Source organism: Heyndrickxia shackletonii (genome assembly GCF_001420715.1).
Taxonomy (GTDB): Bacteria; Bacillota; Bacilli; order Bacillales; family Bacillaceae_C; genus Margalitia; species Margalitia shackletonii.
Genome location: NZ_LJJC01000004.1, coordinates 2,760,035 through 2,783,496, shown reverse-complemented (window position 1 = coordinate 2,783,496; position 23,462 = coordinate 2,760,035). Strand labels below are relative to the sequence as shown.

General features: G+C 35.5%; 25 protein-coding genes and 2 pseudogenes. 20 read left to right on the top strand and 7 right to left on the bottom strand.

Features of this window, described 5'->3' with window-relative positions:
- Nucleotides 1-46 precede the first annotated feature (46 nt).
- The 4 genes and pseudogenes from AN964_RS13225 (at nucleotide 47) to AN964_RS27300 (ending at nucleotide 2,070) form a co-directional block, all read left to right on the top strand.
- On the top strand, nucleotides 47-592 hold the full coding sequence (locus AN964_RS13225) for a GNAT family N-acetyltransferase (RefSeq protein ID WP_055740130.1): 546 nt from the start codon (nucleotides 47-49) through the stop codon (nucleotides 590-592).
- 199 nt (nucleotides 593-791) lie between these two features.
- A complete protein-coding gene (locus tag AN964_RS13220) occupies nucleotides 792-1,361 on the top strand; it encodes a histidine phosphatase family protein (protein WP_055741237.1) in 570 nt (189 codons plus the stop codon).
- A 68-nt stretch (nucleotides 1,362-1,429) separates the two neighbouring features.
- A pseudogene (locus AN964_RS13215) lies at nucleotides 1,430-1,825 on the top strand (hypothetical protein); the annotation flags it as partial.
- Nucleotides 1,826-1,944: 119 nt separating this feature from the next.
- Entirely contained in the window at nucleotides 1,945-2,070 is a 126-nt protein-coding gene (locus tag AN964_RS27300) for a hypothetical protein (RefSeq protein ID WP_268888418.1), read from the top strand.
- 281 nt (nucleotides 2,071-2,351) lie between these two features.
- On the opposite strand, the gene AN964_RS13210 is transcribed toward AN964_RS27300, so the two are convergent.
- On the bottom strand, nucleotides 2,352-2,798 hold the full coding sequence (locus AN964_RS13210; protein WP_055740128.1) for a carboxymuconolactone decarboxylase family protein: 447 nt from the start codon (nucleotides 2,796-2,798) through the stop codon (nucleotides 2,352-2,354).
- A gap of 171 nt (nucleotides 2,799-2,969) precedes the next feature.
- Between AN964_RS13210 and AN964_RS26710 the strand changes: the two genes are divergently transcribed.
- Entirely contained in the window at nucleotides 2,970-3,137 is a 168-nt protein-coding gene (locus tag AN964_RS26710) for a hypothetical protein (protein WP_163258610.1), read from the top strand.
- Nucleotides 3,138-3,194: 57 nt separating this feature from the next.
- Here the strand turns inward: AN964_RS26710 and AN964_RS13205 are convergent, their stop codons facing one another.
- Nucleotides 3,195-3,635, bottom strand: a complete 441-nt coding sequence (locus tag AN964_RS13205; RefSeq protein WP_055740127.1) for a DinB family protein — start codon at nucleotides 3,633-3,635, stop codon at nucleotides 3,195-3,197.
- 84 nt (nucleotides 3,636-3,719) lie between these two features.
- The gene (locus AN964_RS13200; protein WP_055740126.1) at nucleotides 3,720-4,271 is read right to left on the bottom strand and encodes a GNAT family N-acetyltransferase; all 552 of its coding nucleotides are present in this window, start codon (nucleotides 4,269-4,271) and stop codon (nucleotides 3,720-3,722) included.
- A gap of 256 nt (nucleotides 4,272-4,527) precedes the next feature.
- Here AN964_RS13200 and AN964_RS13195 point away from each other — a divergent pair, with 256 nt between their 5' ends.
- Together AN964_RS13195 and AN964_RS13190 are read left to right on the top strand one after the other, a co-directional pair.
- On the top strand, nucleotides 4,528-4,770 hold the full coding sequence (locus AN964_RS13195; RefSeq protein WP_055740125.1) for a hypothetical protein: 243 nt from the start codon (nucleotides 4,528-4,530) through the stop codon (nucleotides 4,768-4,770).
- Nucleotides 4,771-4,791: 21 nt separating this feature from the next.
- Entirely contained in the window at nucleotides 4,792-5,787 is a 996-nt protein-coding gene (locus AN964_RS13190; RefSeq protein ID WP_055740124.1) for a hypothetical protein, read from the top strand.
- Between the two features lie 371 nt (nucleotides 5,788-6,158).
- Here the strand turns inward: AN964_RS13190 and AN964_RS13185 are convergent, their stop codons facing one another.
- Nucleotides 6,159-7,217, bottom strand: a complete 1,059-nt coding sequence (locus tag AN964_RS13185; protein ID WP_055740123.1) for a DctP family TRAP transporter solute-binding subunit — start codon at nucleotides 7,215-7,217, stop codon at nucleotides 6,159-6,161.
- Between the two features lie 292 nt (nucleotides 7,218-7,509).
- On the opposite strand from AN964_RS13185, the gene AN964_RS13180 reads away from it, so the two are divergent.
- The 12 genes and pseudogenes from AN964_RS13180 (at nucleotide 7,510) to AN964_RS13120 (ending at nucleotide 20,196) form a co-directional block, all read left to right on the top strand.
- On the top strand, nucleotides 7,510-9,114 hold the full coding sequence (locus AN964_RS13180) for an ATP-binding protein (RefSeq protein WP_152982387.1): 1,605 nt from the start codon (nucleotides 7,510-7,512) through the stop codon (nucleotides 9,112-9,114).
- Nucleotides 9,107-9,796, top strand: a pseudogene (locus tag AN964_RS13175) (response regulator). The gene AN964_RS13180 and the pseudogene AN964_RS13175 overlap by 8 nt, the downstream one beginning before the upstream one ends.
- A gap of 288 nt (nucleotides 9,797-10,084) precedes the next feature.
- Nucleotides 10,085-11,353, top strand: coding sequence for a dicarboxylate/amino acid:cation symporter (locus AN964_RS13170; RefSeq protein ID WP_152982386.1), 1,269 nt, complete (start codon nucleotides 10,085-10,087; stop codon nucleotides 11,351-11,353).
- Between the two features lie 670 nt (nucleotides 11,354-12,023).
- On the top strand, nucleotides 12,024-12,536 hold the full coding sequence (locus tag AN964_RS13160; protein ID WP_055740119.1) for an RNA polymerase sigma factor: 513 nt from the start codon (nucleotides 12,024-12,026) through the stop codon (nucleotides 12,534-12,536).
- On the top strand, nucleotides 12,533-13,456 hold the full coding sequence (locus tag AN964_RS13155; protein ID WP_055740118.1) for a WD40/YVTN/BNR-like repeat-containing protein: 924 nt from the start codon (nucleotides 12,533-12,535) through the stop codon (nucleotides 13,454-13,456). Before AN964_RS13160 ends, AN964_RS13155 begins: the two co-directional genes overlap by 4 nt.
- A gap of 110 nt (nucleotides 13,457-13,566) precedes the next feature.
- Complete coding sequence (locus AN964_RS13150; RefSeq protein ID WP_055740117.1) at nucleotides 13,567-14,157, top strand: anthranilate synthase component II; 591 nt, start codon at nucleotides 13,567-13,569, stop codon at nucleotides 14,155-14,157.
- Nucleotides 14,154-15,893 (top strand): aminodeoxychorismate synthase component I, encoded by a 1,740-nt coding sequence (pabB, locus tag AN964_RS13145; RefSeq protein ID WP_055740116.1) that lies wholly within the window; start codon nucleotides 14,154-14,156, stop codon nucleotides 15,891-15,893. Before AN964_RS13150 ends, pabB begins: the two co-directional genes overlap by 4 nt.
- Nucleotides 15,894-15,906: 13 nt before the next feature.
- Nucleotides 15,907-16,137, top strand: coding sequence for a helix-turn-helix domain-containing protein (locus AN964_RS13140; protein WP_055740115.1), 231 nt, complete (start codon nucleotides 15,907-15,909; stop codon nucleotides 16,135-16,137).
- A 166-nt stretch (nucleotides 16,138-16,303) separates the two neighbouring features.
- Complete coding sequence (locus AN964_RS13135) at nucleotides 16,304-17,536, top strand: M20/M25/M40 family metallo-hydrolase (RefSeq protein WP_055740114.1); 1,233 nt, start codon at nucleotides 16,304-16,306, stop codon at nucleotides 17,534-17,536.
- A gap of 26 nt (nucleotides 17,537-17,562) precedes the next feature.
- Nucleotides 17,563-19,347, top strand: a complete 1,785-nt coding sequence (locus AN964_RS13130) for a S9 family peptidase (RefSeq protein ID WP_055740113.1) — start codon at nucleotides 17,563-17,565, stop codon at nucleotides 19,345-19,347.
- A gap of 207 nt (nucleotides 19,348-19,554) precedes the next feature.
- Nucleotides 19,555-19,857 (top strand): DUF5634 family protein, encoded by a 303-nt coding sequence (locus tag AN964_RS13125; RefSeq protein ID WP_055740112.1) that lies wholly within the window; start codon nucleotides 19,555-19,557, stop codon nucleotides 19,855-19,857.
- A 153-nt stretch (nucleotides 19,858-20,010) separates the two neighbouring features.
- A complete protein-coding gene (locus AN964_RS13120; RefSeq protein WP_055740111.1) occupies nucleotides 20,011-20,196 on the top strand; it encodes a hypothetical protein in 186 nt (61 codons plus the stop codon).
- Nucleotides 20,197-20,201: 5 nt separating this feature from the next.
- On the opposite strand, the gene AN964_RS13115 is transcribed toward AN964_RS13120, so the two are convergent.
- The 3 genes from AN964_RS13115 to AN964_RS13105 all read right to left on the bottom strand — a co-directional run bounded on the left by AN964_RS13115 (nucleotide 20,202) and on the right by AN964_RS13105 (nucleotide 21,967).
- On the bottom strand, nucleotides 20,202-20,381 hold the full coding sequence (locus AN964_RS13115) for a hypothetical protein (RefSeq protein WP_055740110.1): 180 nt from the start codon (nucleotides 20,379-20,381) through the stop codon (nucleotides 20,202-20,204).
- Between the two features lie 62 nt (nucleotides 20,382-20,443).
- Nucleotides 20,444-21,331 carry a hypothetical protein gene (locus tag AN964_RS13110; protein WP_055740109.1) on the bottom strand — a complete coding sequence of 296 codons (888 nt, stop codon included), beginning with the start codon at nucleotides 21,329-21,331 and terminating at the stop codon, nucleotides 20,444-20,446.
- Between the two features lie 243 nt (nucleotides 21,332-21,574).
- Nucleotides 21,575-21,967 (bottom strand): thiol-disulfide oxidoreductase DCC family protein, encoded by a 393-nt coding sequence (locus AN964_RS13105; RefSeq protein WP_055740108.1) that lies wholly within the window; start codon nucleotides 21,965-21,967, stop codon nucleotides 21,575-21,577.
- A gap of 160 nt (nucleotides 21,968-22,127) precedes the next feature.
- On the opposite strand from AN964_RS13105, the gene hmpA reads away from it, so the two are divergent.
- Nucleotides 22,128-23,408, top strand: a complete 1,281-nt coding sequence (gene hmpA / locus AN964_RS13100; protein ID WP_055740107.1) for an NO-inducible flavohemoprotein — start codon at nucleotides 22,128-22,130, stop codon at nucleotides 23,406-23,408.
- Nucleotides 23,409-23,462: the final 54 nt, after the last annotated feature.

The following is a 23,462-nucleotide window of genomic DNA, read 5'->3' as shown; positions in this document are numbered from 1 at the left end:
AAACAGAAATATATCTATATTAAAGATATACATAGGGGGAGTTGGAATGTTTTCCTATAAAGTAGATGAAGAAATATGGATTGAATTATTTCAAATACATCATAAAGAAGAACTATTTGATTTAATCGATACGAACCGTGAGCACCTTAGAAAATGGTTAGTATGGGTCGATAAAAGAAAATCACCCAATGATTTTGAAGAAATTATCCCGATATGGACGAGAAATTACGCAGACAACAATGGTTTTGATGCTGGAATTCGCTATAATGGAAAATTAGTTGGCATGATAGGACTTCACTATATTGATTGGAAAAACAGCACTACAAGCATTGGCTATTTTCTTTCGGAGGAAGCGCAAGGACACGGCATTATTACTAGGACAGTATCTTCTCTGTTAAATTATCTTTTCAGTACGATGAAAATCAATCGGGTTGAAATTGTTTGTGCAGTGAAAAATCGTAAAAGTCGAGCTATTCCAGAAAGATTGGGATTTGTAAAAGAAGGAATCAAAAGGGATGGACAATGGCTATATGATCATTATGAAGATTTAGTAACTTATAGTATGTTGTCAAAGGAATGGAATATGGAATGATAAAGCTCGTCCAATGACGAGCCTTTGTATTTGTGGTGCACAGTCCATTAAAGCCCCAAGGATGACTGTATCAGGTGGCAAAACATGACTAGACTTGAAAGTTTTCGTTACTTTAAAATTTGCTAACTGTAAATGGATAATTATTATTGTACATATGTTAACTAAAAAATTAATTTCAAACTATAAGGAGTGCATGAACATTACTTTTATATGCTTGGTTAGACATGGGGAGACAGATTGGAATGTATTAGGTAAACTTCAGGGAACCACTGATATACCGCTAAATAACAGAGGAAAAAAACAAGCGGAAGAATGCGGAGCTATTCTAAGAGAATCACAATGGGATGTGATCATCACAAGTCCGCTAAAAAGAGCAAAACAATCAGCGGAAATTATTCAGCAAAAAATCAATGTGCCACTAATAGAAATGGAAGAATTTAAGGAAAGAAATTTCGGTGACGCGGAAGGCATGACCTTAAAGGAAAGAAGGGAATCGTTTCCGGATAAAAAATATCCTAATCAAGAAGAGAGAATTTCCTTTCAGCATCGATTAAAAGCAGGAATTCGAAAAATTAATCAAAAGTACCCAAATGGCAAAATAATTCTTGTCGCACACGGTGCGGTTATTAATGCTATATTATCCAGTATTTCAGAAGGGGAAATAGGATCCGGTAAAACGGTATTAAAAAACGCTTGTTTAAGTAATATTTATTTTAAAGAGAACAAATGGTGGGTGCAGGATTACAACTTAATTGATCATCTGTCTTAATTGGGAGTTTGAATGAAAGAACAATTGATTAAATTACAGGAGTCGTTAGAAGGACTCCTATTTTTTATCTTACGTTTATCTATTTTCAAGATGCGGAGAAACACTACTATGTTTTTGATTTGGTTGTTCCTATTTATTCTGCGGTTGAATTTTCATTTTCCGGTAACAGCAATATAAAGGATTATACACAATCTATTGCTGAATCTTTGTTCGAAGGCTATTTGGAAGAATTCCACATACCTCAAGAAATGATAACTACCTTGCCATTGCTTTTTAAGCTAAAAGAATTGTTTGAGTATAATGTCATGCATATGTACTGGAATGCCGAAAAATTAACCGAGGAGCAAGTTAGAATTTTAAATCACTATAGACTGCGATTAGAAAATAATTATTCCCCAATTAATTTGGGCTATGAACGCTTAGCAGCTTTAGTTTCTCAAGGGCACTCCACGATAAAAAATTAGAAATATATCCTTTACAAATAACTGTAAGACCTGCATATAAAATAATAATCGTGTCAAAACCCGAAACCAAAATGGAAGGGTATCCGTATTAATAACTGTGTGTCAGAAGGAGGGGGACTATGTACGAAGAACTGAACGAGGAGCTTGTACGGGTCAAGGGGGATATTAGAAAAAAGCGACTTTGGGAAAAGCAAGTCGAGCAGTATCAAAAGGAATTGACTGAATTGCGAAATACTATTTCCTAATTAGAGGAAGAATAAAGAAATCCCCAGAACAGGCAGAGTCACAGAAATACAAAATAAATCGCATATTGAAAGAATTAAAAAGGAAAGTGAAAGAAAATCAGATAAAATTAGAAAATGTTAATGAAGCAAGGAAAGTGCTTTTGGAGAGTATATAAAACGATATAGTTAGAAAAAATTAAAAGCTGAAATCTATAAGAGGTTTTCCAAAATTAATTCATTTACTATATGATGTGAACACCCCTTAATGGATTTCAGCTCTTAGTAATAAGTAAATCTACATCTCAAAAACAACCAGGGTACATTCCGGTAGAAATAGCAATCCTGTTCCAGCAGTTAATCGTATTAATAGCCATTATCATATCTATATACTCTTTTTCACTAAAGTAGGTAAGAACCTTTTCATATAAGTTCTGTGGAACTCCATTCTTTGAAATGTTAGTAACAGCTTCTGTTAATTCAAGGACTGCCTTTTCTTTATCAGAGAAAATATCATTTGCCTCACGCCAAACACTGATTAAATGCATCCGCTCTTGCGATTCTCCCATTTTACCAAGGTCTTTTGTGTGCATGTCTACACAGTACGCACATCCATTCATTTGAGATGCACGAATTTTGATCAATTCATATAATTTTTTATCCAGACCACTTTTCGAATTAAATCCTTCTAATTTCAACATGGTTTGTAAGGCTTCCGGGTTTTCTTTTTGATAATTGAACCGTAACGACATTAAAGGACCTCCTTTTTTGATCATTTCCATCTTATTATAATATATATTTCTAAATATGTATAAAAAATACATTTGTAATTTGCACAGGCTCCGTAGGATGATTGAATAATTATTCGAATATAGATGTTTGTAGGTATTTTGCTTCAACTTAATGAAAAAGGGGTGAGATACATGGAGACCTTTGGAAGAGGTTGTTTGTATATAATTATCGGGATAGCTGTGTTATTTTTTCTAGCCATTATTACGCAAAGTCAAATTACCATTTCAGTCTTTATCGCGATTCCACTCATTATTTTAGCTTTTTGGATTGCAAAAAATAAGACAGATCGAAAAAAATAATAGAAAAGAAAAACTGCTTATAGCATGGAGTAAGCAGTTTTTTTAATTACATTTAGTTTAAACTAATTTTTTCATCACTTTCATTTGTCCCAGATGGTCCGCTTCATGGTATGTCATGAAAGTGTATAAGTCGCTATAGGTTTCGATATTTCCGAATGGAAACTTGAATGGAAGCTGTTTAGCAAAAAAATCATCAGAAAGTGCTTGGATCCTTGAGGATTGTTCCTCAAGATCTTGAATTAATTGTTCCACCGAAGGAACTTCACCATTCCAATTTGATGGTTTTGAGCCCATAGCAAACAATTCATTGTATGTAGCAGGCAAATTTGCAGACATTTTTGGATAGCCGAACATAAACTGTTCTGCCGAAACGAGAACGTGCCCAATATGCCAATGAATGGTATTATTAAATCCTTCAGGCTGAACGTCCGCTGCTTTTTCGTCTACATTGTTAAGAAAATGTAAAAGCATGTTTCTAGTAAATTGAAATTGTTTCATTATTTCTTCTCCTTCCTTAAGTTAAATATACACTTTCATTATAAAAGATAAAACCCTCATCATAGTATGTAGAACGAAATTGATTTATGATCCTCTAAAGCTTTTTTTATGAAATTCTGTTATATAAGTAAAAAGATCTTGTCCTTCAGGTGGAATATCCAATGGTTTGATAGAATAAAACATTGCCTGATATTTTTCTGGAACCCAAATATAAGAGTGTATATAATCAGTTAATTGAAACCCGCATTTTAACCAAAACTGAATTCGCTTTTCGTTTAAATTAGTTTTCTCTGCTTCCACTTCTACTACAATAAGATTAAAATTTTCGAATTCCTGACACCATTCTGTTATGTAGTCAACGAATTTTCTTCCGATTCCATGATTTTGGAAATCATTTTTTACCGCAATGTAATCAAGAACGAGGATTTGGGGATTATCAACTATACCGGATAAAGCCATTGCTACCATTTCGTTTTCCAAAAAGGCTATATGAAGATAGCACATGTTTTTATCAAACATTCTTTGGATTATCCTTCTTTTTTTTCTACTATGAGCTGGAAAAGCTGCTTCGTAAATTTTTTCGGCATCATTCCAAAGTAATTCATCCCACTTTTGCACAGTTTGGAATTCCAACATTACGTTTCCTCCATAGGCAGTTTTTTGTCAGTATACTGCATCATAGCTATTTTTCCAATAAACAACCCTTGAAATTCCTTCCCTGTAGATTTAATCTTGATTGGTAATTGAAATGGTCCGCTATAATATAGGAAATATTTATAAGAATATAGAATGTATATTTTTAATAGTATTTTTCATTTCATTTAAATGTTTTTATGGTATATTAGTAATAGTTTTTTGACATACAGGAATATATTGGAGGAGATGGTTTGTCTTGCTACCAAACTTTCCATTTATTTTGGGGCATGTGACTGCAGAACCACATACAGAGAATATCTATCAATTGTGGTTAATCGTTATTTGTGATATTTACTTGGTTATATCTGGCGCTATTTTTGTGTATCAATTATTTAAAGTAAAGACAACACGTAAAACAGCTATTAATTTTGCGATAGCTTTATTAATTAGCTGTATCTTGGTGATAACGTTCGGAAGTGCTTGGGATTTATTAGGTTAGAAGAAAGAGAGGTTCATAGACTTGAAATTTTATCGATTATGGGTACTTGCCTTTTTGCTAAAATTTGCAGGATCTGCTTGGGATGCGTCATACCATTTTAGATATTTATTTGAAAAGTATTCACTCCCACATATTTTAAATTTTACAGGATTTGCATTAGGGGCGATATTATTAATCCGAGAGTGGATGAGACCAAAATATATGGATCATTTTTCAAGGAATTTAACTACTATTGGATATGTTATTTTCTTAATTGGGATTCCATTAGATTTTAGTTATCATATAAAATTCGGAATCGATTTAACAACATGGAGTCCGACTCATTTCATTTATTATATTGGAACTGGTATTATGATAGTTGGTGCATGGAGAGCGTATTATATTTATACACATGATGTAAAACCTTCATGGAAATCGCTTCATACTTGGTTTGCCATGTTCTTATTAGAATGTCTTGTTTTTCCTAATATGCAGCAAGAAAATGGTGCAATTTCTTATAATCAATATATTCATGGACATTCCATTGCATCGAAGGAAATATTGGTATTAATAAAGGATCCTGGATCGCAAATATTTGGCGGTGTTCCACCATGGATCTATCCGACTTATTCCGTATTAGTTGTATCTTTGTTGACGATTGTAGTAATCCGCTTATTTAAGGATCGCAGTATACCTTTAGCTGCTGCAGTTCTATATATTTTATGCAGATTTATTGGAAAAGCCATTTTTTTCGCCGTACATTATCCAACGTCCTATGTTCCGGTAACTTTAATATTTATCCCGCTTCTTTATTTAATTTTGAAAAAACCGACATGGCTTGCAGGTTTATTGGGAAGTGTAATATATTTTCTAAGTTTATATTATATCCATGATTCTGGACTACTGATTACACCGCCAATTAGTATTTGGTATGTAGTACCAGTAGCAGTCATTGGGATTGCCGTTGCGGTTATTATTCCAATGATTAAGAAGCAGCGTACTATAGAACCTGAATATCAAAAAGTGGCTAGATTATAATCTACGCTTGTGAAATATTAGAGTTCATGATATATTTAATGAGCGATGAGCTATTTGCGTAAGTCGGAGGCAAAGCTTTCGAGCTAACGTATGAATGTGGTCATACGGCACTTCGCCGCAAAACGTAAGGAAAGACGCCTGACGAATTTCAGGCGTCTTTTATTTTTTTATGTAGGAAAGTAGATGGTTTTTAATGCAAAAAATATACCGGCATTTCTGCCGGCATAAGTTAAGATATAATAAAAGGGGGGGTGCTGCTTGTCCTTGCAACAATTACATCTTACGGTAGGTTTACTAGATTCTAATGAAATTAAGATTATAATTAGATGAGAAATGCATACAGAATATTTAATATTGCCTGTTAGTAATATTTATTTTGCGTTTTCATATTTTTTGCGCAGTTTTTTCATTTCATCTACTAAATCATACCCAATTGTTGGGGCAAGTTTGTCATATAATGGGTCGAGCTTTTTTATCCATTGTTTTTTCTCTGAATCCATTAACACATGTATGTTAATAGAAGAATTCTTTTTAATAAGTGCTAACTGTTCTTCATTCATTTTCCTTGCCTGCTGCTGATTCCATTTTGTTACCTCATCCATTGCTTCTATTAAAATTCGCTTCGTATAATCAGATTGTTTATTCCAAAATGTTTTATCCATAAGAACTACATATCCAAGATAACCGTGATTACTAATTGTCAAATGCTTTTGTAAGTTATAAAATTTCTTTGAGTATATATTAGATAAGGTATTTTCCTCTCCATCCACCTTTTTATTATCAAGAGATTGGAATGTAATATCAAAGGATTGTTGAATTGGGTGTGCACCAAGCTGTTTAAATTGTGCGGTGAGTACCTTACTTTGCATAATTCGAAAGGTCTGTCCCTTTATATCTTCAGGTTTCCGAATAGGGCCTTTATTTGATGTAAATTGCTTAAAACCATTTGTCCAGTATGCAATACCTTTAAGGTCACTGCTTTTTAAAGATTGTAGAAGTTCTTGACCTATTTTTCCATTTAGGCCTTCCTGCACAGCTTGGTAGGATGGAAATGCAAAAGGAAGATCTAATACACCCCATTTTTCAGAAACAGAACCAAGCTTGGAAGTAGAAGGAGCAATTATCTGAACCTTATTTTCTTTTAAAGCATTGATTTCTTCAATATCGGAATACAACATTCCATTTGGGAAAACTTCAACTCTAATTTTCCCATTCGATTTATTATAAACGAGATCGGCAAATTTTTTTGCCGCAAGTCCCTTTGGAGTATTTTCAGCAACAACATGGCTGAATTTTAATACAATTTGATCCTTTAAGCCCTCTTGTTCGTAGTCGCGAACAAGTTTGCGTGGATGGAAAAGCTTTTGCGAACTAAAAATGCCGATTGCGATTAGCAGTACTATAATTAATAGTAGGATTGATTTTTTCATGCTTGTCCTTCTTTCATATAGGCTCTTTTCTTAAACTATTTTGCTTTTGTGAACGAAAGCCTTATAAACATGCCTTTTTAGATTAAGAATTAATAACCTTTTTAAGAAAAGATGCCCCGAAACTAAGTCTGCTTTTGGATTTATAGCCATTTACGAAAATAACAATTTATACGAAAACGGCCATCTATGATTGAACCTGAAATGAAAGTTTTATTTTATACCTACCATTAAGGATAATAGAAATTCCAACCATTCGTAAAGATGAATGTACGGATTCCAGGAGGAAAAATACTTGAATGTGAAACAAATCTCTATCCGCTGGAAAATTACAATTCTATCATATTGTGTGGTTATTTTATCATTATTAATTGGCGGAATACTCCTCGTTGTCAATATTCAATCAGCAAAGGAACAAGAAATTAATACAGCGGCGATGAATACGGCGAGAACGGTTGCTGAGCTATCAGATGTTAGAAAGGCCGTTCAAAAGTCAAAAGGTTGGAATAATATAAGCCATTTAATAGAACAAATTCGTTTAATAAATGAAGAAGACTATATCGTGGTCATGAACATGGACCGAATACGTTATTCCCACCCAGTGCCAAAATTATTAGGAACACCATCTCTGGGCAAAGATGAAGACGCAGCATTTGCAGAACATAATTATTTTTCAAAGGCAAAGGGGGAAATGGGTACATTCACAAGAGCGTTCTTTCCTATTAAAGATGCCAACTTGAATCAAATTGGGGTTGTACTCGTCGGTCACCGTATTCCAAGCTTTTGGGAAATATCTGCAAATTTAAAGAATGAGATGATCATTATATTGAGTTTAACGCTATCTGCCGGTTTAATTGGTTCTTTTTTGCTTGCTAGACATATAAAAAAACAAATGTTTCAGTTGGAGCCACATCAGATTGCCAGGATTCTTGAGGAGAGAACCGCAACTTTCCATTCGATGAATGAAGGTGTCATTGCTATCGATTCACGTGAAAACATTACTATTTTTAATGAAAAAGCGAAGGGGATTTTTTCTGTTAAGGGGGATGTCGTTGGGAAACCTATTCGATCCGTTTTAGAGGATACTAGATTACCGGAAATAGTGGAGCGAAATAAGGCGGTTTATAATGAAACCATCATAGTTGGGGGAAAAAACATCTTAAGCAGCAGATTTCCAGTGTTAATCAATCAAAAAGTAGTGGGGGCAGTAGCGATATGCCAAGATAGAACAGAAGTGGTGAAAATTGCCGAAGAGTTAACCGGGGTGAAAAATTTTGTAGAAGCACTTCGAGTTCAAAATCACGAGTATATGAATAATTTACATACCATCGCTGGGCTTATTCAGCTTGGAAAATCCGAACAAGCACTTGACTTAGCTTTCACAACTTCTGAGCAACAGATCAATGTTTCAAAATCGATTAAAGAAATGATTCAGAGCGATGCGTTGGCAGGATTACTTTTGAGCAAGATTAGGAGAGGAAAAGAGTTGGGGATTGAGGTAAGAGTGGATCCGAATAGTTGTCTTTCACAATTTCCTAATCAAGTCGATGAGCATGATTTTGTGGTGTTGCTTGGGAATATGCTAGAAAATGCTTTTGGATCCTTTGAACAGGTGGAAAAAGAGGGAAGATTTATTGACATAAGTATTGAACAAAATGAGGGAATTTGTGCCATAATGCTGGAAGACAACGGCTGCGGTATAGCGGTTGAGGATTTACCTTTCATTTTTGATAAAGGCTTTACGAAAAACAAACAAAACGGAACTGGTTATGGTTTGTTTCTGGTTAAACAAATTGTGACAAAGGGAAATGCGGATGTAGAAGTGGATTCACAGGTAGGGGAAGGTACTTCTTTTACCATCACATTTCCAATGAGTTTGGGGGTTGAAATGAATGGATGATAAGCATCGGATTAAGGTCATTATTATCGATGATGACCCGATGGTTCGCGAAGTCAATAAGAATTTTATTCAACAAGTGAAGGGGTTTGACATTATTGGGGAAGCGAGCAATGGGGAGGAAGGGCTTCAACTAGTAAAAAAATTACAGCCGGATGTAGTCATTCTCGATATTTATATGCCAAAAATTAATGGTGTTAAAACATTGCTGGAGTTTCGGAAGCAAACGATGAATGTAGATGTTATTGTTGTATCTGCGGCAAGAGACAAAGAAACGATTAACACAATGCTTCAAAACGGTGCCATTGATTTTATCATAAAACCATTTAAATTTGATCGGATGAAGCAAGCGATGGAAAAATATCGATATTATAAAATATCAATGGAGAATAGTGAAACCTTATCGCAGTCGGAATAGGATGCTATTATCCATATGAAACAGCCATCTAACTCAGATGAGCCCCTTCCTAAGGGGTTAAATATGTTCACCTTAAACGAAATATCCTCCTATTTGAACAATGAAACAGATCCGAAATCTGCTGAGGAAGTTGCAAACGCCATTGGTATTGCACGTGTAACCGCCAGACGATATTTAGACTATTTAGAAAAAAAGGGAGCTATTCGTTTAGATGTTCAATATGGAAGTATTGGCAGGCCGGTTAATCGATATTTAATGGGCAAATAAGGAATAATTTAAAGACCAAGGCTTTTTTCTTAGACTTTGTTACGATTGTATACGAGATTCTAGGTATCGACATTATCTAAGTTAAAAATGAATAAACTTTGTAAGAAAAAACACCTCGAAACCAATGCTCTTCAGAAATTATAGCCAATGACGTAAAGCGACAATCATTGCGAAAACAGCCAAGACCAAAAAGACCAAAATGTCCGATATGACCATAAACTTCAAGATATAAAAAGAAAGCGTTATCATCCCCTTAGATAGAATTTTCGTAAAAAGGGGATGAGTGCGTTGAAAATATTTAAAAATTTAACGGTTCAAGTTTTAACAGCCATTGTGATTGGTGTCCTTGTCGGTTTAATATGGCCCGATGTCGGAAAACATATGAAGCCGCTGGGCGATACATTCATTAATGCAGTAAAAATGCTCATAGCTCCAATAATATTCCTAACAATCGTATTGGGAATTGCAAAAATGGGGGATATGAAAAAGGTCGGTAAAGTTGGCGGAAAGGCAATTATATACTTTGAAATCGTGACAACCTTTGCACTTATAGTCGGCTTAATCATAGTAAATATTATTAAGCCTGGTGCAGGATTAGATTTCAGTCATCTGCCAAAAGGCGATATTTCACAATTTACAGGTGATGGCGCAAAATTAAATTGGGTAGATTATTTAACACATATTGTGCCTTCCAGTATGGTTGCTGCATTTGCTGATGGGGATATTTTACAGGTATTATTTTTCTCTTTATTATTCGGGTTTGGCTTAGCAGCACTAGGGGAAAAAGGAAAAATTATAATCGAATTTTTAGATAAGCTATCACAAGTATTTTTCAAAGTGATTGGTTACATTATGAAGGCCGCTCCAATTGGTGCATTCGGTGCAATGGCATTTACTATTGGTAATTTTGGACTTGCATCTTTAGTACCTCTTGGTAAGCTTATGATTTCTGTTTATTTAACGATGATTATCTTTGTTTTTGTTGTATTGAACTTGATTTGTAGAAAATATGGATTCAGCTTATGGAATTATTTGCGATATATTAAAGACGAGATATTAATTGTATTAGGTACAAGTTCTTCCGAATCAGTATTACCAAGAATAATGGACAAAATGGAGAAGTTTGGCTGTTCTAAATCTGTAGTAGGTTTAGTTATTCCAACTGGTTATTCTTTTAACCTTGATGGAACATGTATCTATCTTGTTATGTCAACCGTGTTCCTGGCACAAGTATTCGGTGTACATCTTTCTTTAGGTCATCAGCTTATGGTAATTCTAATTTTAATGCTAACATCAAAAGGTGCAGCAGGAGTAACAGGAAGCGGATTCATTGTATTAGCATCTACACTATCCGCACTTCACTTAATTCCGGTAACTGGGCTTGCCCTACTATTAGGGGTTGACCGCTTCATGAGTGAAGGCCGTGCAATTATCAACCTAATCGGAAACGGAATCGCTTCTATCATTGTAGCGAAGAGTGAAAAGGAATTTGACGAGTCTAAACATATTGAAGCTGTAAATGAAATGAAAAATGGTCATTTTTCTACTACTGCATAATGTTGGTGAAAACCTGGTCTCTTTTGGGGATCAGGTTTTTTGGTGGTATGGGTGTTGTTGGGATAGTGGGATATTGAGAGGGAATGCCTTGTCTTTGGGGAACATAGAAGTGGAAAAGGGGTACATAGAAAGGAAAGAAGGGAAAATAGACCTCTGGAGGGTCACATGTAATTGGATAAGGGAAGTGAAAAAACACATATTAAATGAGGTGCAGAATCCTGTACACAATGGATATGTAAGGTCACACTTTATGAAATAATAAAATCTCAAAATGCTACTAAATTCAACCTCAAGTTCTTCTTTTAACCGTAAACAACAAGTTCAATATAATATGAATGACAGGAACCAAACCGAAATAAGAAACAGGAAGTTCTCCACTTAAAGCATAAAATGATACTGGTAATGAAGTTATTCCACTAACAAGTAATGCGCTATAGGAATACCTAAATATTCCATATAAAAAGCGACAACTGAAATAATTAAAGATAACACTAAAAATAAGGTAATAAAAATAGCCATTTCCAATCTTCCCCTTATGTTTTACACATATTAAATACCAAAATAAAAAAATCCTTTTTTTTGTGCAAATATATATTGAATTTTTTGTAACATTTTCAAGCTTTCTTTTGTCTTATAAATGTTCATATTTAATGGGCAGGGGAGGGATACAATGACGACGGGGCAAGACATTATTGAACAATGGTTCTATTTATATAGCAATGATGTGTATCATTTTTTAATTTATTTTACCGGGAGTACAGATGTTGAGGATCTTGTTCAGGAGGTTTATATCCGCGCATTTAATCATTTGCACCAATTTAAAGGAAATAGCAGCCCGAAAACATGGTTATTTACGATTGCAAGAAATTTAGCAGTGGATCGTAAAAGAAAAAATGCAAAAGAATTAACGAAAAAACAAAATTCGCAAATATTTGCGAAGACAAAAGAGGAAATGAGTCCCGACCTAATTTACGAACAAAATGAACAAACAAATGAAATTATGGAAGCAATCATGTCTCTTAAAAAGGATTATCGAGACGTTGTCTTTTTACGAGCTGTAAAAGAATTTTCCATTTCCGAAACGGCAAGTATTTTAAAGTGCAGTTCTTCCAAGGTTCGAGTTACGTATCATCGTGCCTTAAAAACGATTCAAAATCAGTTAAAAGGGGGGCGAGATTCATGAATGATTCCATGAAAGAGTTAGAGAAAAGAATTAAAAACAGCTGGGAGACAATAGATTTATCGGAGGCAGCCCAACAAGCTATTCTTTATAATATAAAAATGCATCAGAATACTGGGTTAAATAAATTCAGAAAAGTAAAACTATATAGTGTTCTGTATGGGCTTGGTTTAGCAGCGGTCATGTTTGTTACTTTTATTCTAATAAATCCATTGCTCCACAAACACCAAAATGTCCAACCCAATCCCACTGTTCAAAAGGATCCAGTTGTGAATGAAGCTCATCCTCCTAAGGTGAAAGAAGCACTGAAACCGGAATATTACTTTCCTCAAAGGTTTACAGATAAGGATACTGTGTTTATTAATGACAATATGGGATGGAAGATTGTTCATGGGGAAGCCGGCGGTATGCATAAAGAAGCAGCAACGATTTTTCAAACTAAGGATGGTGGGAAAACATGGGAAAACATCTTTAATATTGATGGTCAAAAAAATAGCAATTTATTATCCGGATATAAGATGGGAATCACCTTTATTAATAATAAGCAAGGGTGGATAAGTATAGTATTAGATCCTGATCCTAAATCTCCATACCTTATAAAAACCACTGATGGAGGAAAAACATGGAGCATACAGTATCTCCCAATTCCGAATCAGTTTGATCAAGAACTAAGACAGATTACAAGGCCGGTATTTTTCTCATCAACTGATGGGATGGTACCAATAGTTTCAGAAATTGGCGGAACCGGAAAGTTACTTTACATGGAAATAACCCATGATGCAGGAAAAACATGGATCCCCATCGTCGAACAATCGTCGGGTAATATCAGTTGGGATTTTTCAGATCCGCATAATGGGAAAGTCACATATAAAAACAAAAAATGGGAAACACCTGACCTTGGGGAGACTTGGCAATCAAAATAAAAAGTTTATGGTGCCTGACACCTGACACTATGATACATTAGTGTTGGAGTGTTCGGGCTTTATTCTGTGCAATCTACAATGCAAAACGTTTTATTCGAAAGGTGACATACATGATTTTAATCATAGATAATTACGATTCATTTACATATAATCTTGTCCAATATGTGAAGCAATTAGGGCAGGAGGTTAAGATTTTTCGAAATGACAAAATAACTATAGCAGATATTGAAAAATTACAACCTAATTTTCTTTTACTCTCACCTGGGCCAGGTAATCCGTCTGATTCCGGGGTATGTTTAGAAATTATTCATCACTTCAAAGGAGTTATTCCGATTCTTGGCGTTTGTCTCGGTCATCAAGCAATTGCCCAAGCATTTGGAGGGTTGATTAAAAAAGCAAAAGAGCCGGTGCATGGAAAACAATCATTAGTATATCATGATGGAAAGTCTATATTTCTTCATATTACTAATCCATATAAAGTTACAAGATACCATTCTTTAGTAGTGGATGAATCCACATTGCCGGATTGTCTAGAAATAAGTGCAAAAAGTGAAGACGGTGTGATTATGGGAATTCGCCATAAAGACTATAAAATAGAAGGGGTTCAATTTCACCCAGAATCTATTATGACAGAGCACGGACTGGAGCTATTAGAAAATTTCTTTAAAAAACAACCAATTGCTAAAGGAGAATACGTATGAAACAACATCCATTTTTGTTTTTTGAATTTGCTGACCAGAATGGAAAACCGAATCCTTTAGCATTTTCCGAACCTGAAAGAATCATAACCACTAATCAAGTAGAACATGTTCAATCTTGTTTGAAGGATGTCCAATACGCTGTCCAATCAGGTTTTTACGCTGCAGGTTACCTTTCCTATGAAGCGGCACCTGCCTTTGAGCCTGCTTTTAAGGTCAATAGAGGAGGGAAAATGCCTTTACTATGGTTTGGGATATTTCGTGCACCCCAAAAAGCGATATTTTCTAATTCTCAAGACTACTCTGTATTAGAATGGAAATCGTCCGTAACCGAGGAAAAATATCAATCGAACATTCAAGAGATAAAAAATGCTATAGAAAACGGCATAACCTATCAAGTGAACTATACAAATAGGTTAACATCAACCTTTCAAGGGGACGATTTTTCTTTTTATCAGCAGCTTTCAAGGGCGCAGTCTTCCAAATATAGCGCCTATTTACATATTGGGAATTATAGTATTCTTTCTGCTTCACCGGAATTATTTTTCAGATGGGATGGTCAAAAAATTATTACCAAGCCGATGAAGGGTACCGTAAAAAGAGGGCGTACTACGAAAGAAGACAATGAACTTGCGACATGGTTATATCATTCAGAGAAAAATCGGGCGGAAAACTTGATGATTGTGGATTTGCTGCGGAATGATGTAGGAACCATAGCGGAATCAGGTTCTGTCAAAGTGGAAAAACTTTTTGAGATTGAACCTTATCCAACTGTATTGCAAATGACTTCTACCATTACAGCAAAAACGTTACCGGGAACGCAATTAATAGATATATTTCGTGCTCTTTTTCCTTGCGGCTCCATAACAGGAGCACCAAAAATTAGCACGATGAAAATCATCTCAGAATTGGAGGAAACCCCGCGCGAAGTATATTGTGGGGCGATTGGATACATAACACCAAACAACGAGGCTGTTTTTAATGTACCGATTCGAACAGTTGTTATCGATAATAAATCCAAAACTGCTACATATGGTGTTGGCGGCGGGATTACATGGGATTCCACTTCAAAAGACGAGTACAATGAAATGATAACGAAAGCATCTTTGTTAACTGTGAAGCGACCTTCTTTTGAATTGTTGGAGAGCATAAAATTAGAAAATGGGAAGTATGAGCTACTTGACAATCATATAGAAAGACTGCAAAATTCAGCTCGTTACTTCGGTTTTTTCATCGATATGGAAAAAGTTCAAAAAAATTTAAAGCAGTTCGCAGATAGCCATTCAGATGACAGTATGAAAGTGAGATTAATAGTTTCAAAAAACGGTCATGTAAAAATAAATGGGGAGATGATCCCACCGATTACCGACAATCAAATCGTGTCCATTGCTTCAACACCAATAAATAAAAACGACCCTTTCTTCTATCATAAAACAACCAACCGGAAAATCTACATAGATCATAAATCAGAGCATCCAGAAAGCTTTGACGTGTTGTTGTGGAATCAAGAAGGTGAAATAACGGAATTTACGAATGGAAACATTGTGGTAGAATTAGATGGAACGTTTTGGACGCCACCGCAGGAATGTGGATTACTGGCTGGTACATTTCGTCAAACCTTGCTTGAAAAAGGTGAACTAAAAGAAAAAATAATCACACTTAAAGAAATTCAAGAGGCAACTCGTACTTGGTTCATTAATAGTGTCAGAGGATGGATAGAGGTAAGGCTAGCAAAGTAATGAGGTGATATTTTTGTACTTAACGATCCAGGAAACGGCAGAATATTTATCATTGCCAGTATCCTATATTGAAAAACTTATCCAGCAAAAAAAAATTAGAGCGGTCCATGATGGTGAACAATTTCTTATCAATCAGGAGCAGTTTAACACCCATCTGGAACAAATGGAAAAAATGAAAAAAATAATCGAGGAATACTTAAATGAGCCGATTCCAGAAGATTTAGATGTCAAGGATGAGGATTGAAACAAATGGCCAGCATACTGCTGGTCTTTTCTCTTTTTTATACGAATTTCTCGTAAAATATTATTACGTTCCATTCTATTGAGCATTATAGTAGTAAAATCGCGAATTTTGTGAATATAATTAATGGTGTGAACAATAGACATTTTTAAGGAGGCTCCCCGTAAAGATGATCACAAAGACAGTAGAAGAGACATTTGAACAAATTCTTTCGAACACGCAAGTAAAAGAAGGATTAGAGTTTATTAAGTTAGATAATGAGAAAACAGTAGCTGAACAAATGGAATTAACAGCTATTCCAGCCCCTACTTTTCAAGAAGAAGCTCGTGGAGAGGTTTATAAAACTCGATTAATCGAGTTAGGCTTGAAAGAGGTGTCAGTGGATAGTACAGGGAATGTATTTGGTGTTCGCGAGGGAAGTGGAAATGGCCCCAAACTAGTGGTATCTGCGCACTTGGATACAGTTTTTCCAGAAGGCACAGATGTTGAACCAAAGCTAAAAGACGGAAAAATATATGCCCCGGGAATTGCCGATGATGGCAGGGGGTTAGCGGTTGTGTTATCGATGGTTCGCGCTCTGGATAAAGCGAATATCCAAACGGATGCAGATATTATTTTTTGTGCAACGGTAGGGGAAGAAGGGTTAGGGGATTTACGAGGAGTAAAAGCCCTTTTCCATAATAGAGATGATATTGATGGGTTCATCTCGATTGAACCTGGTGATCCAGAAAGGACAACCTACCTGGCAACAGGAAGTCATAGGTATAATGTTACCTACTATGGTCCGGGCGGGCACAGCTTTGGTGATTTCGGGAAGCCAAGTGCCATCCATGCTATGGGAAGAGCGATAGCGAAAATTTCTGAATTACAGGTTCCACAAGATCCGAAAACGACTTTTACCGTTGGAACAATTAACGGCGGTACTTCTGTTAATACCATTGCACAAAACGCGAGTATGCTTGTCGATATCCGCTCTACCTCTCAAGAAGAACTATTGAAAGTGGAGGAACAAATTTTAGCTGCTATTAAACTTGCAGCAGAAGAAGAAAACAAGCGTTGGGAGACGGATTCTATAAAAGTAGAGATAGAGCTTGTAGGAGATCGGCCACCAGGTTCTCAGTCATCTGATGCGGTGATTGTACAAACCGCATTAGCTGCAACAAAGGCACTAGGGTTTCAGCAAATTCTTGATTCACCTAGCAGTACGGATTCTAATGTTCCTATAAGTTTGGGGATTCCTGCGGTAACACTTGGAGGCGGCGGTAAATTTGGTGGCGTACATACATTAAATGAATTTTTTGATCCAAAGGATGCTTACTTTGGCGCACAGAAGATATTTTTAACGATATTAGGTCTTGCAGGAATTCAAGAGGTAAGCGAACCATTATTACAAAAACGCTGAACGAAAAATGATGAGGGGGACTCAACATGAATTGGATTGATGTAAAACCATATCTGCATGTTAGATCTGCAAGTAATCCTGTCTATCATCCTAATGGTGAGGTATTGAGTTTTATTACCAATTATACTGGCCTTCCGCAAGTATGGGAGCTGAGGTCAGAAAAAGGCTGGCCATCGCAAATTTCTTTCACGGAAGAAAGAATTATTTTTGTAAAATACATTCCAGGAACCAATAATCGGGTTATCGGGATGGATGTTGGCGTAAATGAAAAAGAGCAGCTTTTTTTACTAAAGGAACAAGGTGACATCATTCCGCTCACCGATTCACCTGATCATATCCATCATTACGGAGGAAGTTCACCTGATGGGAAATGGATTGCATGGTCGAGCAACCGCCGTCATCCGGCATTTTTTGACCTATATATTCAAAATCTTGAAACATTGGAATTTCGTCCAGTGTATTCGCAAGATGGGACCTATTCGGTTGTAAAATGGCACCCAAATGGAAAATCCCTTCTTATTCAAAGAACAGGATCAAATCTAGATAATGATCTTGGCTTATTGGAGTTAGAATCGGGTGAAGTAAGGTGGTTAACTGAACACAATAGTGAGGCAGTATTCCTTTCTCCGCAGTTTAGCAAAGACGGAAACCATCTGTATGTTCTAACGAATAAAGACCGTGAATTCATCGGTCTTGCAAAAATAGATCTGACCACTACAAATTTGACATGGTTGGATGAAAGAGATTGGGATATGGAAGAATTAACGATAAGCAATGATAAAAATTTGCTTGCTTATAGTGTGAATAAAGGCGGAATTTCAAAAGGGACAGTGTATAACCTTTCTGAAAATAAATTTTCAACCTGGGATACACCAACTGGAGTAATAACAGATCTAACCTTTTCACCGGACGATTCCAAGCTTGCCTATGTCTTTAATGGACCGAAATATCCATCTGATATTTGGGAGCTAGATGTAAAAACGAACAAAGCGAAAAGGCTGACATATGTTTCTCAATCTCCAATGATTGAAGAGCAATTGGTAGAACCGGAATTAATCCATTTTCAATCATTTGATGGATTGGAAGTACCTGCTTTTTACTATAAGCCAAAGCATCATTCGGAAAAGCTTCCTGTGGTTGTTTTCGTTCATGGCGGTCCGGAAAGCCAAATTAGAGCGGTGTACAATCCGTTTCTGCAATATTTTCTGAATAGGGGTTATGTTGTATGTACTCCTAATGTCAGGGGAAGTACTGGCTATGGAAAAACCTATACACATTTAGATGATGTGCGGAAAAGAATGGATTCAGTAAGGGATTTAACAGAACTGGTGGATTGGTTAATATCGGAAGGAAATGCCGATCCTGATAAAATTGCTATTATGGGCAGAAGCTACGGTGGATTCATGGTTCTCGCTGCTATTACACATTATCCAAAAATATGGTCCGCTGCGATTGATATTGTAGGAATCTCAAGCTTTAAGACATTTTTGGAAAACACAGGATCATGGCGCAGGAAACTACGCGAACTAGAATACGGAAGTATTGAAGAAGACGGTGAATTTTTCGATGAAATTGATCCAATCCATCGAACTAAGGACATTACAAGTCCATTAATGGTGCTTCATGGAGCAAATGATCCGCGTGTTCCGATTGAAGAGGCCGAACAAATTGTTCATGAATTGAAGGAAAGAAATCATCCAGTTACCTACATCCGCTTTGAGGACGAGGGCCATTTCTTTGTCAAGTTAAAAAATAATATAACCGCTTATACAGCAGTTGCTGATTTCCTTGATCAACATATTGGACAATAAGAATACTTGAAAAAAACAACCTTTCATTCGGGTTGTTTTTTTGTTTTAAGGAAAGTATAAAATTTTTCAACATCTAAATTTTTATCTCGAGCCTGCGACTACGAAATCCGTACGCAAATGAGCAAGGCGCTTGCGCTTTTCTTATATTAAAAACATATTCTTTAAGTTAAAGGATACAATATGGAAAAAAGCGTGGGAGGGATTAAGATGGAATATATTCCATATGAAGAACTAAAAAATGATATGAATCAGCATTTAAAGGAACTAATGATGAAATACAATTTAGAGGATATTGGTATATATGAGGAGGAAGGGGCAGGAGATACATATTATCTGGGATATACCGTCAGAAAAGATGGAAAAATCTACATGGTGAACATGCCGTATAAAAAAGATCACCACGGAGGACTAGCTTTACAACATCAAGATTGGACAATCCAGGAAGAGGATGGGGAGTCAAAGGGATTTAAGAATTTGGAAGCGGTCTTTACACATATTAACCAACATTAATAACCGGCCAAATGAAAGATAAGGTGGTGATGAACTATTTCACAATTTGTTTATGTACTATTAATATTTAGGATTCTGTAGATAATTTTATTAGCGGGAGGAATTCAATAAGAATATGATAAAGTACATACAAGATGAAAAGGTGAGGCATGGATGCGTACTCTGGAACTTTATAAAAGATATTTACGTGGGGAACGGTTTAAAGGAGTAAAAGATTTGAATTTAAATAAATTATCGGTCGGGCAGCCATCTGATTTAATTGCCAATTCCATTATAATGCAGGAAATGGCCAGAAAGCATTCAAAGTTTTTAAATCAAAATGGAGAATGGAAAGTTTAATCTATTTAAAGTTGCCCCAACATCCGTTTAACAATTGGATCGTCTTTACTGACATGAACAGGTTTTACAAACGAATTGGTGGCAGAACGTTCACTTTTTTTATTTGCTTTCATTTCCTTAAGCTTTTTTTCAGCACGTTTTTTTACTTTATTGGATTGAATAGGGATTTGAAAATGTGAACTCATCGTTTGACGACCTCCTTTTCTTTCATAATAGTGGACAACCCTCTTTTTCGTCAAGGATTGTCTTATGCAGTTTCATTTTCCTCATCCTCTGAGGTTAAAGCTACCATGTATTCAATATTTTCTACATTTTTATTTATAATATTATGAAGTAATTCGATTAAATATTTATCAAATATATCAAACTGATGCTGATAACTGCTGAGCACGGTTGTAAACGTATTATTTTCTAAGCAGAAATAATACACAAGATAATTTTTCTTTAACAAATTATCATTATCTGTTTTGTTTCTTAAAACTGCTTCTCCCGTTTCGCGTGATTCGTCGGACAAATCCTCAATTTGGGGAGGAAGACCTTCCTTCTGCACCATATAGCTGAAGGATGCATTAAAGTGCTGGCGGTAGCCGGCTTGTATTTCATCAAGAAAATACATAAGGGCTTCTTGATAATTTATTACTGTTCCATCCAAAAAGTCAAATAATTTTCCGGAAGCATCATCACTTGTCAAGTAGGCCATTAGCTTCGCTTTTCCACCATTAATCTCTACAGTTTGAATCGCCGCTTGTTCTTTATCTTCTACTTCAAATTCAAAATTAAATAGTTTAAATCGCTTTAAACGGGTAAAAGCAACTGGAATCATTAAAAATAACGTCACCCAAATTAAAAGAAAAAAGATACCCCGAAAAATAATGTTATTTAAATTTGAGTCAATGATGGAGTGGGCAATCACATTTACCCAAGACTGTTCGTTAGAATGAGTGTTTTCGTTTGTTGGCAGAAAAAAAGCCTTCCAGGAGTGGGCCTTGACTGTTTCGATGCCATTTATCACAGCAGCGCTTAGCATCCAACCAATAATGAAGACAATACCTGTTGAATAAACATAAGGGGTAATAAAACTAATCCATTGCCACAATGTTCTTTTTTGTTTTGTTTCATTTGATGGAATACTCATAGCATCCTCCAGAAATGATAACATCCAAATAGCCGATAGGCGCTGGTGAAATTTGAAGTGCCAATTTCACTTGGAGCTATACGTAATTAATTATATCTAGGGAGAAAATTTTATTGTTTCCTAAATGAAAATAAAAACATTATTAGTTTTATTCTATTGTCAGGAATAAAATTCCTTCATTTATATTAAAAAATAATTAGTAAACAATAATGATATTATGTAAACTAATAAAGTGGCAGAAAACTATTCCAAAAATCTGCTTTTTATATCAGGAGAGGGGATCATACAGCTATCTGCTTTTCCAAACCATTTATACCGATTTTTTGCAACGAAGTCATATACAATATTTCGAACTGGTCTTGGAACTAAATAAAATATATATAATATTATCCATAGTCCGTTTAACCTACGGCAAATCTGTAGAGCAGCATCGGATTTTTCGTAGGCTTTTCTATCTGAGATGTATACTACACTATTTAAATTTTCTTCTAAATCGTACTCTTTTAGTAATTTTTGGCCAACATCACTTTGTAAAGAGGCAAAATGAAAAACACGGGAAGGATCTCTCTTGATGATAAACTGAACACTTTGACTGCAGAAATTACATACACCGTCGAAGAGGATTATGTTTTTCATATCGCTCAACTCCTTTTCATTTATTTTACCAAAATTAGCAGAATATTTCACTTTAGATGAAAGATATTGGCAAAAGTTCAAAAAATTAATTCAAAGAAATTTCATTGACCGTTATGGTAATAGGGAATATTACTTTTGAGACTTAAAAGGAGGACTCCATATGGTCAATATTCAAGAAAATGATAATTGGAAATCAGCTGTAAAAACGGTGAAAAAATTAGATCCTAAAAAACTCGAAATTGTAAAAAGTACTCTCCCAGTAGTCAAAGAGCATGGAGAGGCAATTACAAAACGTTTTTATAAAAGATTATTTGAGAACCATCCCGAATTAAAGAATATTTTCAATATGACCCATCAAGTTAGCGGTGACCAACCGAAAGCACTCGCAAATGCAGTATATGCTGCAGCGGCAAATATTGAAGATATGAGCGCTATTATGCCTGCTTTAGAAAGGATTATGCAAAAGCATCGCAGTTTAAACATAAAACCAGAACATTATCCAATTGTTGGAGAAAATCTGCTCGGGGCTATAAAGGAAGTTCTTGGGGATGCCGCTACGGATGAAATCATAGATGCTTGGGCAGATGCTTATGATGTTATTTCTGATGTATTTATCCGGGCGGAACAAGAGTTATATAAGAATGCGGAATCTCAGCCAGGTGGGTGGGCAGGATTTAAAGATTTTGTTATTGATAAAAAAGTGAACGAAAGTGATATTATTACTTCATTTTATTTAAAGCCAAAAGATGGAGAGCAGCTACCTGTTTTTATCCCTGGTCAGTATATAACGGTTAAAGTTGATATCCCACAAGAAAAGTATACACATCTCCGCCAATATAGCTTGTCAGATCGGCCAGGACTCGACTATTACAGAATTAGTGTAAAGCGTGAAGATCCAATTAGGGAAGGTCTTCCTCCCGGTGTCGTGTCTACAGATCTTCATAAATTATTTCATGAAGGAGATATTCTTCCAATTTCTTCACCAGCGGGTGATTTTTACCTAGATATAAATAGCAATGAACCAGTTGTTTTAATAAGCGGTGGAGTGGGATTAACACCTGTAACCTCAATGCTAAATTATATTGCATTCGAACAACCGGATCGAAAGGTGTATTATATTCAAGCAGCAAGAAATGGTAAGGTTCATGCTTTTAGAAGCCATGTTCGAAACTTGAGCAGCGAACATCCAAATGTAAAATCTTATTTTATCTATGAAAAACCAACAGAGACGGACAGGCAAAATCAATATTTCGATAAAGAGGGTTATATAACACTTGATTGGCTGAAAGAAGTACTTCCTTCTAATAAAGCTCAATTTTATTTTTGCGGACCAACCGTCTTTATGAAGGTCGTTAACTCTTTTCTTAAGGAATGGGGAGTACCTGAAAAGGATATCCATTACGAATTCTTTGGATCGTTCGGAAACTTGGAAGACGAATAATTAAATAGATTTTTCGAAAAAAGGAACAGACAAACTTTTTATCTGTTCCTTTCC